The sequence below is a fragment of the Nocardioides baekrokdamisoli genome, from assembly GCF_003945325.1.
Lineage (GTDB): Bacteria > Actinomycetota > Actinomycetes > Propionibacteriales > Nocardioidaceae > Nocardioides > Nocardioides baekrokdamisoli.
Genome location: NZ_AP019307.1, coordinates 2050993 through 2064206, shown reverse-complemented (window position 1 = coordinate 2064206; position 13214 = coordinate 2050993). Strand labels below are relative to the sequence as shown.

Genomic DNA, 13214 nt, shown 5'->3' with positions numbered 1-13214 from the left:
GTTGATCAGACGCGGGCGTCGGCGGGGGCGACGGTGGGGACGAGCCTGGGCGCAGGTGTCATGCGTGGAGCCGCAAGGGCGCCGAGCCAGGCGACTCCTGCCAGCAGCCACCAGGCACGAACGAAGACGGTGTGCGCTGCTTCGTAGGAAGCCGGTATGCCGAGTACGGCGACCACGAGGCTGACGCCGAGTGCAGTGCCGATCTGACGGCTCATATTGACGACCGCGCTTCCGGTCGCGGCCTGCGCCTGCGGGAGGTCTGCCGTGGCTGAGGAGAGGATGTTGGGGAGGGCCAGGCCGACACCGGCGCCACCGATCAGCCAGCCGGGCAGGACGTCGCCCACATAGTCGGGCGTGGCGCCGACCCGGGTGAGGATCACGACGCTGCCGATGCCGAAGAGCGCGCACCCCACGGCGACGATCAGGCCCACCGGGATCCGGGCTGCGAGACGGTGCGCCACGACTGCGAACAGCGGGACCATCAGCGGTCCGGGCGAGACCGCGAAGCCGGTCTGGATGGCCGAGTAGTGCCAGACCTGCTGCATCCACAAGATGAGCGTGAGCAGCGCGGCGGCGAACGGGATCGAGAACAGGACGGCGGTGACGTTCGACCAGGCGAAGGCTTTGACCCGGACCATCGCGGGATCGATCACCGGCGCGGGGTGCCGGGCCGACGATGCGAAGAACCCGATCAGCGCCAGCACGGTGACCGCCCAGACGATGTCGGTACGCCCTGATGCCCAACCCCACGACGGCCCTTCGACGATGCCCAGAGTGAGCCCACCGATGGCGAGCGCCAAGAGGGCTGCACCCCGCAGATCCGGGTTCCGGGTGATGGAGATGTCGCGCGAGTCGGGGACCCACGCGATCGTGGCGGCGACGGCGAACAGCCCGATCGGAATGTTCACCAGGAAGACCCAGCGCCAGGACGCCTCGACCAGGATGCCGCCGACTGCGGGACCGAGTGCGGCGGCGAGGGCACCGGTCGCGGCCCAGGTCCGGACCCATTGCGTACGCCGCTCGGCCGGAGCGGTCGCGACCACCAGACCCAGACTCGCTGGAGTCAGAATCGCAGCGCCGACCGCCTGCAGCGCCCGGAAGGCGACCAGCCACCAGATGTCACCGCTCACCGCACAGGCAGCGCTGGCCGCAGTGAAGAGCAGCAGCCCGAGGAGGAAGCCGGCCTTGCGTCCGTAGCGGTCGGACAGTCGTCCGGCCGGCACCAGCAGCGCCGCGTACAGGATCGCGTAGACGTTCAGGATCCAGGAGAGCTCAGTGAGGTCGGCTCCGCGGAAGTCCGTGCCGATGGCGTCGAAGGCGACGTTCACGATGAACACATCGAGGCTCGCCATGAAGGCAGCCAGCGACAACACCGCGAGCGCCACACCGGGACGCTGACTCTTGTTATGCATAGTTAGCAAGATACGTCCCTGACTATGGTCAATTCAAGTTAGAATCGGCAACATGACCAATCCCACAGGTGTCGCGACGTTCGAGGAGCGGCTTGCGGATCGATCCAGGTGGCGTACGGGCGAGGACTGCCCGATCGTCAAGGCACTCGACATCGTCGGCACTCGATCGGCGCTGCTGATCCTGCGCGAGGCGTTCTACGGAACCACCCGCTTCGACGACTTCGTCGCCCGCATCGAGATCACCGAAGCGGTGGCGGCGGCCCGACTGCGCGAGCTCACCCAGGCTGGCCTGTTCGAGCGCGTTCCCTACAAGGAACCTGGCCAACGGACGCGGTACGAATACCAACTGACCCAGATGGGTCGAGATTTCGCGCCGGCCATGGTCGGGCTCTACCAGTGGGGCGGGGCGCATCTGTCCCCTGGCGGATCGGCACCGCTCCAACTCACGCACGAGCCATGCGGCAGCGAGGTGACGGCAACCTTGGTGTGCGAGACAGGTGAGCCAGTCACCATCGACGAGATCCGCATCAAGGCGTCGGCGGCAGCCCTCCGCGCCGGGCGAAGGTAGCGCCGAACACCGTCGGACTAGCGGCGGGACCAACGCGGTCGGCAACCCAGAACAACGAAGAAACCCGGCCTGTTCTGCGTGTTTCCGCAGGTCAGACCGGGTTCGCTGGAGCCACCTGTGCTTCCCTGTGCTCCGCACAGAATGGCTCGGAAAGCAGCCGGAGGCCTCGAGAGCTTCGCTCTCGGGCCTCCTAAGCTTTCCGAGCCACCTGTCAGATTCGAACTGACGACCTGCTCATTACGAGGGAGCAAGCGAGCGCACACCCCGCTCGCAGGTGCATCGCATGCACCGCTTTCAATGCCTCGGTCCGCGCCCGGTGCGGAGCTTCGGGTGACAAGAAGGTGACAGCGGTTCATCCGGAGAGCGGCACGTCTCGCCCGATCGGAATAGTGCGGATGCGTACTGTTTTGCCGATGTCAGTGCGTCGACAGCAGGCCGCTTTTCACGGCGTTGCGTCCGGGATAATGCCTAACATGATCCACGGAGTAACGGTGTTGAGTGCGACCCACAGCTTCGTCCCGTCAACGCCGCAGGTACTCGCCGCATGGTTCGTCTTGGGCGCCTCAATTCTGACGCTTGTCACCCCTATCCGACGTCGGGGCGAGAGCTTGCTCGGGTCGGTCGTAGGTCCGACTGGGAGCGGCCGCGTCTGGGTTCGAATTGGGCGAGCGTGCACGGCGGCGGGCATCAGTGGTTCGGTCATCATCCTCGTGGGATGGGCTGCGAATGGCGCCGGAGGCATGTGGCGCGTCGTTGATCTGGTCCCGGTCGCAGTGTTCTTGGCGAGCCTGCTCTTGATCGCTTCTGTCGCACTGTTCAACCGTCCTCGTTGGGCCGTTGACCCGCAGTACCGGGATGAGCCCGGGTACGTCAGCGAGATGCTTCGGCGTCTGCGCCGCAGAGGTTAGCGCTCTTGACTATTTGCGCGACGTCGGCGCCGGTACTTCGCGACCGCTACTAGGACGCCCACAAGCAGAGTGAACGCCGGCATGATCGACCCAAGGACAATCAGAAAGATCCCGAACTCCACGCGCCCGTGGTCGGCGTAGCTGATGCCCATCCACACCAGCACGACGCACAGGGCGAACGTAACTAGGGCCGATTGCCATAGCGGTCGGCCGCTGCTTGTTTGGGTCTGCCCCCGCTTTGGTTGACACGCAGGGTTTGCGTTGATCAGGCCGCTTCTGCGGCCTGGTAGATCATCTCAAACTCGACCGGGGTGAGCTTCCCGAGGCCGCGTTGACGACGCCGACGGTTGTACTTGGTTTCGATCCAGGTCACGATCGCCAGGCGCAGTTCCTCCCGGGTTTCCCACCGCCTGGTGTTGAGGACGTTCTTCTGGAGCAGGGAGAAGAAGCTCTCCATGGAGGCGTTGTCGCCGGCACCGTAGGAGCGGCCCATCGATCCGACGAGCCCGTTGTTCGCGAGCAGTCGCTGAACCCGTTTCGCGCGAAATTGACCGCCTCTGTCCGAATGGCACACCGTCGCGACCGGTGATCGCAGCGCGATCGCGTTGCGCATCGCAGACGCGGCCAGGCTCGACTTCATCCGTGAGTCGATGGAGTAGCCGACGATCTTGTTACTGAAGACGTCCTTGATCGCGCAAATGTAGAGCTTTCCTTCCCTCGTCGGGTGTTCCGAGATGTCCCAAAGCCAGACCTTGTTCGGGGCATCGGCGACGAACTCGTGCCGGACCACACCGTGCCTGTCGACCACGGCCAAAAGGTCGTCGTGCGGTGCCGGCCCGGTCGATCCGACCTTGGATCGTTTCTTGTGGTGCGAGGCGTGGATCCCCGCGATCCGGCAGAGTCGGTGCACCCGGTTCTCGCCGACCTTCAGGTCGTGTTCGAGTTCGAGCTCGTCGGTCAGGAACCGGTAGCCCAGGGTCCGGTCATCGGCGTGAAGGTCGTAGAGCTTGTCGATGAGATGGGCGTCGTCCCAGTCCCGCTGGGATACGGGTTCGGCCAGCCAGTCGTAGTAGCCCTGCCGGGACAGGCCAAGGACCCGCAACGCCACCGCGACCGGCACCCTGATTCGGGCACCGGCCGCGGCCATTTCACGGACGAGCGGGAAGACTATTTTCCCGGCAGATTGGCCTGCGACAGGTAGGCCGCTGCGCGACGCAGGACCTCGTTCTCCTGTTCCAGGAGCCGGATCCGCTTGTTCAACTCACGCAGCTCTTTGCGTTCGGCTTCTGTCAGGCCGGCACGTGTGCCGTCTTCAATGTCGGCCCGCTTCATCCAATTCGTCAGCGACCCTTCGGAAATACCGAAGTCCTTCGCGATCTGAGACAGGGGCGCCATGCCCTTACGGGCCACGGCCACGACATCGTCGCGGAACTCTTTCGGGTATGCCTTCGCCACAGGGACATCCTTCCGTCCGAGGCCGAAACCTCAGAGATCAGGTGTCAACTCAACTGGGGGCAGACCCATCAATTTCGGAGAGCCGATTGCCGCAAACTCAAGGCTCGATGGCTTCGTGGTCTTCGCGCCGCTGGCAGCTGACCCTGACGACGCTCGGGTGGATGTCGGCGACGACCTTCCGATCAACATCGCCGGCATGTATCCGACCTATGCCATAGAGCGAGAGTTCATCGCCGAGCGAGGACTTCAGGCGTTCTGGGAGCTGGACTGGGACCCGTACGACGTCTCCCGACGACCCGCGGTCTAGCGCACTCTTCTGCCGCCGAGCGATTGAGCGAAACGGCCCTGTTGCTTCCGCCCAATTGAGGATGCAGCGTTCTAGCCGATACTTGTGTCGTGACGGACTTGGCTGATGTGGCGTCGGGCGGCGAGCAGGTGATGGCTCGCCGGGCGTTACGAGCGTTCGCGTGGTGGGGCCTCCTCGGCGCGCTTGCTACTGGCTTCTGGCTATGGTTCGCGATAGGTCTTGAGGTGTACATGTCGGGACCCGTGCCGCAGTCGGACGGACAGGCCGACGGCCCCGGTGCATTTGTTGGCTTGCTTATCGCCAAGTTCCTTGACTTCGTCGTCCTGGCCGGCGCTCTGGCCATCTGCATCACGGGGTTGGCGTTGGCGGTCACTAACTGCCGCAAGACAACGAACGTGGTTGGGCGCGTTCGGCGGATCGCGATATGGCGGGTCTCGGTCTTAAGCGGCCTAGTGGCGACGCTCGTCCTTTATGGATGCTTCGATTTCTTGATCTTCAGACCCGCGGAGTAACCGAAAAATACGGATCTGCCGCGCTCGGTACAACACCTGTCTGGCTCCGATCCGACGTGATGTGCCAGATCGGCCCGGCCAACCAGATGCGTTGGTGGAGTCAGGACACGCCGGGCGCTTGCCACACCGTGCGGCCCATCCCGCTGCCCAAGTCGGTGATTTGCATGAACTCCACATCGAGAGCCGAGTCCGCACTGCCTTGGGGACGACTCGACCACAGCACCTGACCGGATGGAGACAGCACCTTGAGCTGCGCGTGGGAAGTAAGAACGGCGCGCGCACCAGGCACATGAGTGCCCGACTGCCAGCGAATATTGCCGCCCACGCGGTAGACCAGATCGCCGTTCGCCAGCATTTCAAGGGTTCGAATCGTGTAGTTGCGGTGCTCGGCTCCACCACTCGCGAGCCTGCCACCGCTGGGCAACGTGGTTCCAGCCGCGAGGTAGCGCTGCCCGGACCACGAGCGCCACACGATGTGGGACCAGTCCGAGTTGTAGAGGCGAAGTTCGCCAGTGTTGGTCAGAATCAGATGGACGCCGCCTTGCCCAGCGGTGTTGGAGTGCCACAACAGGACATACCTGGCATGCCAGAAATCCACGTCCCCGTTGCAGGAGACGGTCAAGTAGGACCGGTCCCGCCAGTTGTTGTAGCGGCCGGTCGTGTCCCACCGCTCCCAACTGACTCCCGCCAAGCCGTTGGTTGGCCCGATCTGGATGTTGTCCGAAATCGTGAACTGGTCGCCAACAGCCGAGACCGTGAAGTCGCCATCCGTAATCGCCACGTTGCTCATGTGCTGACATGCATTCGCCAGCACGACACTGCCGGAAGGCATGGCAGCCGACGCCGGTGGCGCAGCGAAGGCAAGGAATGCCACCGCAATAGCGAACGCCGATCGACCGGCAACAGAAGACAGTCGGGCCACAATTCCCTCCGAGGGGAGCGACAACAGGTTGCCCAAAGGTACAAGGTCGCCGGCCCCAGCGTGTCCGGACCTTCGGTACGAGTGGCGTCCAGCAGCACTGACCTTTGCGCGGGACCGCAGCATCCGGATTCCTCTACGCTCGCCTCATGCCGCAGTACTTCGAGGAACAGGGACCTGATCCCGAGCCGCCGGAGCCTTCGTGGCGGGAAAAGCTCAAGTCCGGGATCTCGATCAACCCCAACGCGTGGACATTCTGGCGGTGACGCAACCCCGCCGAGACATCCTGATCTGCCGCTACTCAGTGACCTTCGGCGGATTGGCGCAGAGGCCGGCGTAGTTGGCCAGGGACGCTGCGTATCCGTCCTGTTTGCCTGCGTCTAGGGCCATCCCTGGGGTGGCGGCTGATAGCCATCCCGGACTCTCCTTCAAGGCGAGTAGGAGGAAGGCGGCGTCGAGGAACGACGCGTCATCCCGCTTCGGATCGCCAGGGGCCTTCGCGGTGTCCACAGGTCCGAACGAATCGATAGTCGGGCGCGATTGAGCGAGGGCCGCATTCATTGCACACGCATACGTGTGCAGATCCGCGATGTCCGCAGTTCCGCCGAATCCGGCGCCGCCGCAGATCGATAGCAACCCGTCGCGACCGCCTTCGCTGATCTGCAAGCCGTCGTCGGCGTTCCAGAGTTGGGCGGCGAGCCGATAAGTGTGGTCGTCCTCGAGTGCTGCGACGAACAGGTCCCGGACGGCAATGTTCGTGTAGTGCTTCATCTGGGCGTCTTGACTGCCGGCCCAACGCGCGAGTGAGCATCCAAACGCGGCACGGCCAGTCGCGTCCGTTCCGTACGTGGCTGCGTTGGAGCTGCTACACGCTGCTAGTGACATGAGTCCGAGCAACACGATCGCCGGGACAAGTCGCACACGGCCGAGTATCGCCCCGCAAGCGATCAAGCGCACTCTTCTGCCGCGAATCTGTCGAGATTTGCAAGGATCGCAATGGCCAAATGGAGGATGCGCGTCCGACCGCGTCTTCACTACCGTCGCTGTCGTGTCACATCACAGCCACAGGGGTGCGCGCCTTGACCCCGGCGCGACTGTGCCCGGCCTGTTGAGGCTCGTCGTCGGACGGTGGGAGTTCTGGTCCGTTCTATTCGCCACAGCGTTTCTGGCCGTGTGGAGCGCGCCCTTGGCATTGTTTGTAGGCATCACGATGTTCGTCCCCGTGTTCCGGCGGATCCGGGCTGACGACGGAGCAGCCCCGACTGCCGCTGACCACGACGCATCGACGATGCGATTTGGGGCCTGCCTCCGGTCACAGAATCGCTCGGGCAAACCGACATGGCGCCAAGTCCGAGCGCAGATCAATGGAACGACGCTCGAGATGTCGACCTATTGGCGACGCCAGCCGCTCCCAACCGTCAAGTTGGACGGGGTATCAGTCACCGTTCAGCGAGCGAGCGATCGGCAGGACCTCCCATATCTGAAGCCGGGACTCATGGAGATCGTTCTCCTGCAGTGGCCGACCGGACCCTCAGTGGAACTGGCCGTCAATCAGGCCTACTCCAAGCGCGTGACAACGGCGCTTACTACGTGAGCAACCCGCACTGATCTGCCGCGCTCAGGGGAAGTAGCAATTGGCGTCGAATGTCTGGGCGTGCTTCGAAGCCGACACCAAGCGAGCAATCCCACAACTGTGGACATCTGCCGCTGCAACGGCCGACGGGAGCACAAACGTCGCATCACCGGCGTGGTTTGTGACTGCTAGGTGCTCCGCTGCCCCGACGCCAATCTGCACCTCCTGGTGCGTCATGGGCTCGCCATTCATCTCCGTCCGATGCTTCACCGGGTCGTACGCCCCGCCAAACCCACGGAGGTGAACCGTCACCGTGACCGTTGATGCCGGCAGCCTCGAACTCGTGGGGGTACTAGTCCCGCAGGCTGTTGCCGCGGCCAACATCACGAGTCCGGACACGCCGAACCGGATCGTGACTATCGCTCTCACATTTGGAAGACGCCGCATTTCAGCATCTTCGTTCCCTCTCGGAAAAAGCGCACTGTTCTGCCGCCGATGGCGCGGAGCGGTCATCGATGTGATGCTGCCGACGTGAATGAAACCACGTATCGCGAGGCGTCTCGATCCGGAGAGGCCCACCCGATGATGTCGATCTCGACTACCGACGGCCTGGCGGTGGTGCATCTCTTCCCGGACCCGGATTCGTGCTTCCTCCTCGACGGTGATCGGGTGGTAGACGAGCAGGAATTTCGCAAGTTCCACATCCTCGACCTCGATGTGACTTTCAGCGGGGCGTTTATCTGCACCGCCGACCGCGCCCAGGCCGTTGTCGACGCGTTCACGCGAGGTGATGATCCCGGAGAACTGGGACGTTGGACGCGTCTCTGACCGGCGCGCTCAGGCCGCCGGTTGTGTGTCGGCATCCGCGAATCTGCCGGTGCGTACAAGGACGCCGACGGTCAGCGGCTTAGGGTTCATGTCGTGGCCGATCAGTACCGGGAACACCCTTCGAGGACGTGCCGCTTCGTGGATGGAACTCTCATTCCGCTTGATTCGGCAGGCGCAGCGAGCGAGACCGTCTGGTTTGCCCTCCCAACTCCAGTTGGAGACGACCAGGTTTGGGAGGGCCTTCGCGCACATCGATCGCCCGGCAGCGACCGGCGGAGGTCAGAGCGATTCCGCTCTTTGCGTACGACTTGAACTACGGCGACGAAGTGGCCGTCATGTCGTCCGACGAAGGTGCCTTGGTCGCTACAAGTGTCGTCGCGGACAAGGGTCGCTACACGTTCAGAGTCTGGCGCGAAGACGGCGACGCTGAGGTGATGCATGCGGTGATCAGCGACTTTGGCGAGATGGGCTGTGCCATCGAGCTCTACCGCGATCACCTACTTGGGCTGGCCTGTGAGCGCGCCTCCGTGCAGGCAGTTGCCGATGCACTGTCTGCTGGGGAGAAGAGTGGCAGCTTTGTGTACGAGACCGGGCGTCAGCAAACGCGCTGATCTGTCGCCGTGCGGATGGGTGCGTCAGCGCGGCCAGTCGCCACCGGCGTGGAATGCCTCGCGGTCCGAGAGCCAACGACGGTCCTCGTCACCACCCTCCGGCCGCTCCGGTTCGTTCCCGTGGAGATAACCGACGATCCAATATCTAGCCTCGGTCGACGCATCGAGGACCTCAGACATCGAAACGGCAAAGTTACGCCGTTGATGCGGACAGTACGCATGCATCCGGCCGGGGAAGGTGTGAGGGTTGCCGAAGAGGTAGTCGGCCCACCCACAGCCGGCGGTGCGGATCCAAAGGCTGGGGTCGATGCCTTCCGGCAGCTCCGGGGCGTCGTCGGGCATGTCGATATCTTTGACCACGACGGATTGAAACGCACTCTTCTGCCGCGACGGGTGTTCCCTGCGGGTCGAGGTACGGCAGTCTGAACGCGTGGGAGGTTGGATCAAGATCGACGATCGCGCATGGACGGCCAGCACTTGGCTGTTCGACGCCGTGATGCGAACAATTGCAAGCCAGACGACGTCGACAACGCTACGGGCACAGTGCGAGGAGATCGAGAAGGAACACCTCGGTGCTCTGAACCTCCAAGACCTCAGCCCCGGTGATCAAGCTGAAGTACGACGCGTGCTGGCTGCAGGCTTCGTGGACAGGCTCGATGAACAGCACCCAGGCTTCGATCCAAGGTCCAAGCCCTCGGCGTTCTGGATCATTGCGGAGTTGGTTGAGCTGGCGCAGTAACGCCAGCGAACATCCTGATTTGCCGCGACGAGGTCACGCCGTCAGCCAGTCACCGACCTCAGCCTGAAATAGGTCGTGCAACTCCGTAGAGGATTCAGTGGCGGCAAGCACGTGACCGGACTCGTCGGTCAGTCGGAGTTCGCCGTCCGCGATCTTCCTTGAACCGTCCAGAGCAGCAAGCACTCCGAACGTCGCGCCGTGAGCCGCCATGCGAGCTACCTCCATCACTCGCACTCGGTCGTCCTCGCCGAGCTCGACGAACCAGCCGCTGAGTGCCACGAGCCGGGCTCTCGGCGCCCGACCAGCCGGCGCTAGAAGGGTCGCCTCGGTATCGGCGATTGCGGTTTCAAAGCAATGGTCGTGAATCCCGCGGACAAGGCTCTCCGGAGTCATGCAGAGATCATCGTTGATGACCGGCGGGCCAGCGCCGAAACGCACGGATCTGCCGCGAATCTGCCGAACTCAGAATCGTCCTTTCGGCTGATCCGACTGCTTGCGCGAGGCGCGAGACTAGTTGTGTGATCCCTCGGCTGACCGTGGCTGCGGCGCTGATCGTCGCCACATTGTCGGCGTGCTCCGCCCAGACTGACGGCGACCAATGGTTCAAAACCACCGTTGTGAACGACAGCCATGTATCCGTAGTACTGCGGGCCCCGACACGAGCAGAACTACACCCCGGCGAATCTGCGGGCCTCACGCTCAACCAAAACAGCAACCCCCAACAGATCGAGGTTGATTCGGTGGACGGACGTAACTTGGGGTGCCTGTCATGGCGGACCGGCGCCGCATTGCGAGTCTTGATCTCCAGGATTGGTACCTGCGACTCAGCGACCCGTTCCGTCGGAAGGTAACCATCCTTATCTGCCGCTACTAGCGTTGAACGACGCGGAGCCATCCTGGGTCCGGACCACCAGCGACGGCTGCTGCAAGATCGTTGAGCATCTCAATGAAGCGTTCATCCGAGAGGCCGACTTCACCTCCGACGAAGTAGCCCGGTTCGGGTGCGGAAGGTCGAGAAGCAGACACGTCGATGACCGGTCCGTAGAAAATCATCAGGTCGGCTTCGAAGGCATCGGATCGAATCCGCGCAATCCAACGCGGATCCATTCCCGGGACGTCGAGTGGACCGTCAACTGGCACGTTGTTGCGCAAACCCCAAGCAAGAAGCAGGCTGCCGAGCTCCGCATCGCGCCCCTCGAAATGCGCTCGCTCATCCTCGGTGACCACGCCGTAGATCCTCGCAGGCGGCGGTACCGCAAAACATCCTGTTTTGCCGCGAGCTGGTCGTTAGAGTCGAGACATGGCAGGGCGCTCTGAAACGGTCTTCGTTGATCGGCTCACCTTGGTCTCTGCCGTCGCATGGTTGGAGCTTGAGGAGCCGGTCTTCGTAGATGCTGGCGACTGCTACTGGGCAGACTTCGACGCACGGCTCATCATGATCGAAACTGCCAACGGCGCGACCCATCGACTGAGAACGAAGCCGGCAGGGCCGGACTCTTTGCGGTAGTCGACACGCACTCTTCTGCCGCTATGAACGTGTCTCGCGATAACTAATCTGGACCCGTGATCAGCGAACTCAAGCAGCAGATGAAGCGCCATCTCGCCGATCCGTTCCCACAGTCGATCGTGAAGGGCGAGGCGTACGGCGAGGTCGATGCCGTCATGATCGATGCAGACATCTACGGCTGGGCGACCAGAGCCGGAGGGCTGTCGGGCCTCGACCGAACACGGCTCGCGGAGGCCCGTGACCAACTGGCCCGGTCGCTCGGGGCACTTCCCGCGGATGCACAGCCGTACTACGAACGCCTCCTGAAGATCGCGAACCTGGCTCTAGCGGTCTGATCAACAAACGGATCTGCCGCATTCGCGTCGCCTCCGGTTCTACAGGCTAAATACTGTTGCCATGGCTGAGCCGACCGGAGTGCAGATCGCTCGAAAGGCGTTCCGTGAACCCTTCGAGTCGATCGGGTGGAAACCTCGGGCCGCGGGCTGGTTCACGAAAGACCTTGGGCGGGGATGGACCGGCGTCGTTTGCGTCACCCACTCGAATACTGGCAATCCGGCCATTGTCGACGTGAGTCTCAACATTGATCTCCGTCATGACGACGTGGAACAGCAGGCCGCCAACTTCGTCAGCATTCGCTCCGACTACAAGGCTCGCACGATCCTGCGCCAGCTCCACCAGCTGTGCCCCAAGGACGCGCTCCCCGCCTCCCGGCTGAACGCGCACAATGCGCCCGAAGTAGCGGCTGCCATCCTCGCCGCGTTCATCCGGTACGGACAGCCTTGGCTTGAAGATGTCGCCGCCGACGACACCTTGGCCTTGGATCTGACTAGCCGCGCCGTCGGCGGAAGCACTATGCACGTCGTCCGCTATGTGCTTTTCGGCGAAGCGCTTGGCGGCGCTGACGAGAGATACCAGCGTCTCCTGCGAGTCCGCGACTACATCATGACCAGTCGTCTGGGCTGGACGCGCGAGACGACTGTCAACGCTTTTGAAACCCTCGCCGAAGGAACTGGGATCGAGCTTCCGGAGCGCGCGCAAGCCGAGCGTCCGGTCACAGAACTCGAGATGTACCGCCCGATCCTGGCCTCAGCCGAGGTGATAGCCGCCGACCTTCGGGCGTATGGGGAACCGGCTGCTGCGGCATGGATTCTCGTATGCAGCAACGACGACTTGGCACGCGTCTGCGCCGTCGCATCATGGTTGATCTACAACGGCCCCACGGCAAAAGACGGATCCAGCATGTTCCTCGCAACCGCGTTGTCGCTCGCCGCCATCTATATCCATGAAGCAGCACCGAGAGACCTCAAGCGAGCCCGCCGCGTGCGGATCGAGGAAGTCCCATCCGGTACGCCGCAACGATTCCCTAGTTCGCATGGATATACAGCCGTCGCGCAGAACTACCCAGTGCGAGACGACGCCCGCGCATACTGGGCGCGTGCCCAATCGCGCTGATTTGCCGCGAAGCGGATCATGTTTGCTGAGCGTCTGGTCGTCGGAGGAACCGATCAGCCGTGCCTGGCGTCGTTAAGCTGAGTCGCCATCCGTCACCAAGGAGACCGCGTGAACGGCACGAGTCGTCGAATAGGCGCCGCAGTCTTGTCGGTACTTTCAGCCCTCACGGTGAGTGCCTGTCAGAGCAGTCAATCGAGCCAGCCGTCAGCGGTACCAGCGACTCTCGTATCAGTGAGGTTGCAGTTGCTCCGGGTCGGCGGAGGTTCGAATCCGCCACCGCCGAGTCCACTTGCCGGTTCTGTCGAAGCGTTGTCCATTGACGGCAACCAAAGCATCGCTGCTGCTAGGACTGACGCATCGGGGAACGCAACGCTGCGCATCCCACGAGGTGTGTACACGTTCGCCGGATACCCCGGACCTACC

At 63.2% G+C, this 13214-nt stretch carries 15 protein-coding genes; 8 read left to right on the top strand and 7 right to left on the bottom strand.

Annotation, left to right across the window (positions count from 1 at the left end):
• Window positions 1-5: 5 nt before the first annotated feature.
• On the bottom strand, window positions 6-1412 hold the full coding sequence (locus tag KCTC_RS10075) for an MFS transporter (protein ID WP_125569134.1): 1407 nt from the start codon (window positions 1410-1412) through the stop codon (window positions 6-8).
• Window positions 1413-1464: 52 nt separating this feature from the next.
• Between KCTC_RS10075 and KCTC_RS10070 the strand changes: the two genes are divergently transcribed.
• The gene (locus KCTC_RS10070; protein WP_125569132.1) at window positions 1465-1980 is read left to right on the top strand and encodes a winged helix-turn-helix transcriptional regulator; all 516 of its coding nucleotides are present in this window, start codon (window positions 1465-1467) and stop codon (window positions 1978-1980) included.
• Between the two features lie 1173 nt (window positions 1981-3153).
• Here the strand turns inward: KCTC_RS10070 and KCTC_RS10065 are convergent.
• Window positions 3154-4343 (bottom strand): IS3 family transposase gene (locus tag KCTC_RS10065; RefSeq protein ID WP_125569130.1). Its coding sequence is split into 2 segments (ribosomal slippage): window positions 3154-4062 and window positions 4065-4343, totalling 1188 coding nucleotides; the frame shifts between segments, so codons are not numbered across the junction.
• A 115-nt stretch (window positions 4344-4458) separates the two neighbouring features.
• Here KCTC_RS10065 and KCTC_RS15215 point away from each other — a divergent pair.
• Window positions 4459-4650 (top strand): hypothetical protein, encoded by a 192-nt coding sequence (locus KCTC_RS15215; protein WP_197715172.1) that lies wholly within the window; start codon window positions 4459-4461, stop codon window positions 4648-4650.
• Between the two features lie 89 nt (window positions 4651-4739).
• Window positions 4740-5162 carry a hypothetical protein gene (locus tag KCTC_RS10055; RefSeq protein ID WP_125569126.1) on the top strand — a complete coding sequence of 141 codons (423 nt, stop codon included), beginning with the start codon at window positions 4740-4742 and terminating at the stop codon, window positions 5160-5162.
• A 100-nt stretch (window positions 5163-5262) separates the two neighbouring features.
• Here the strand turns inward: KCTC_RS10055 and KCTC_RS10050 are convergent, their stop codons facing one another.
• Both KCTC_RS10050 and KCTC_RS10045 read right to left on the bottom strand, forming a co-directional pair.
• A complete protein-coding gene (locus KCTC_RS10050; RefSeq protein ID WP_125569123.1) occupies window positions 5263-6036 on the bottom strand; it encodes a hypothetical protein in 774 nt (257 codons plus the stop codon).
• 342 nt (window positions 6037-6378) lie between these two features.
• Window positions 6379-6852: a hypothetical protein gene (locus KCTC_RS10045; RefSeq protein WP_125569121.1), complete on the bottom strand. Its 474-nt coding sequence runs from the start codon at window positions 6850-6852 to the stop codon at window positions 6379-6381.
• Window positions 6853-8236: 1384 nt separating this feature from the next.
• On the opposite strand from KCTC_RS10045, the gene KCTC_RS10040 reads away from it, so the two are divergent.
• A complete protein-coding gene (locus KCTC_RS10040) occupies window positions 8237-8482 on the top strand; it encodes a hypothetical protein (protein ID WP_125569119.1) in 246 nt (81 codons plus the stop codon).
• 230 nt (window positions 8483-8712) lie between these two features.
• Window positions 8713-9093 (top strand): DUF4265 domain-containing protein, encoded by a 381-nt coding sequence (locus KCTC_RS10035; RefSeq protein ID WP_269461419.1) that lies wholly within the window; start codon window positions 8713-8715, stop codon window positions 9091-9093.
• A 24-nt stretch (window positions 9094-9117) separates the two neighbouring features.
• Here the strand turns inward: KCTC_RS10035 and KCTC_RS10030 are convergent, their stop codons facing one another.
• A complete protein-coding gene (locus tag KCTC_RS10030) occupies window positions 9118-9435 on the bottom strand; it encodes a hypothetical protein (protein WP_125569115.1) in 318 nt (105 codons plus the stop codon).
• Between the two features lie 88 nt (window positions 9436-9523).
• Between KCTC_RS10030 and KCTC_RS10025 the strand changes: the two genes are divergently transcribed.
• Window positions 9524-9832 carry a hypothetical protein gene (locus KCTC_RS10025; protein ID WP_125569113.1) on the top strand — a complete coding sequence of 103 codons (309 nt, stop codon included), beginning with the start codon at window positions 9524-9526 and terminating at the stop codon, window positions 9830-9832.
• Window positions 9833-9865: 33 nt separating this feature from the next.
• On the opposite strand, the gene KCTC_RS10020 is transcribed toward KCTC_RS10025, so the two are convergent.
• Together KCTC_RS10020 and KCTC_RS10015 are read right to left on the bottom strand one after the other, a co-directional pair.
• A complete protein-coding gene (locus tag KCTC_RS10020) occupies window positions 9866-10111 on the bottom strand; it encodes a hypothetical protein (RefSeq protein ID WP_125569112.1) in 246 nt (81 codons plus the stop codon).
• Between the two features lie 591 nt (window positions 10112-10702).
• Window positions 10703-11059 (bottom strand): hypothetical protein, encoded by a 357-nt coding sequence (locus tag KCTC_RS10015; protein WP_125569109.1) that lies wholly within the window; start codon window positions 11057-11059, stop codon window positions 10703-10705.
• Window positions 11060-11395: 336 nt separating this feature from the next.
• On the opposite strand from KCTC_RS10015, the gene KCTC_RS10010 reads away from it, so the two are divergent.
• Together KCTC_RS10010 and KCTC_RS10005 are read left to right on the top strand one after the other, a co-directional pair.
• Window positions 11396-11674, top strand: coding sequence for a hypothetical protein (locus KCTC_RS10010; protein WP_125569108.1), 279 nt, complete (start codon window positions 11396-11398; stop codon window positions 11672-11674).
• 61 nt (window positions 11675-11735) lie between these two features.
• Window positions 11736-12791, top strand: coding sequence for a hypothetical protein (locus tag KCTC_RS10005; RefSeq protein WP_125569106.1), 1056 nt, complete (start codon window positions 11736-11738; stop codon window positions 12789-12791).
• Window positions 12792-13214 lie beyond the last annotated feature (423 nt).

Bases quoted from the DNA above. Each gene is read 5' to 3' on its own strand.
- KCTC_RS10040 (WP_125569119.1), top strand. From the start codon at position 8,237: ATGATGTCGATCTCGACTACCGACGGCCTGGCGGTGGTGCATCTCTTC.
- KCTC_RS10005 (WP_125569106.1), top strand. From the start codon at position 11,736: ATGGCTGAGCCGACCGGAGTGCAGATCGCTCGAAAGGCGTTCCGTGAA.
- KCTC_RS10070 (WP_125569132.1), top strand. From the start codon at position 1,465: ATGACCAATCCCACAGGTGTCGCGACGTTCGAGGAGCGGCTTGCGGAT.
- KCTC_RS10045 (WP_125569121.1), bottom strand. From the start codon at position 6,852: ATGAAGCACTACACGAACATTGCCGTCCGGGACCTGTTCGTCGCAGCA.
- KCTC_RS10075 (WP_125569134.1), bottom strand. From the start codon at position 1,412: ATGCATAACAAGAGTCAGCGTCCCGGTGTGGCGCTCGCGGTGTTGTCG.
- KCTC_RS10030 (WP_125569115.1), bottom strand. From the start codon at position 9,435: ATGCCCGACGACGCCCCGGAGCTGCCGGAAGGCATCGACCCCAGCCTT.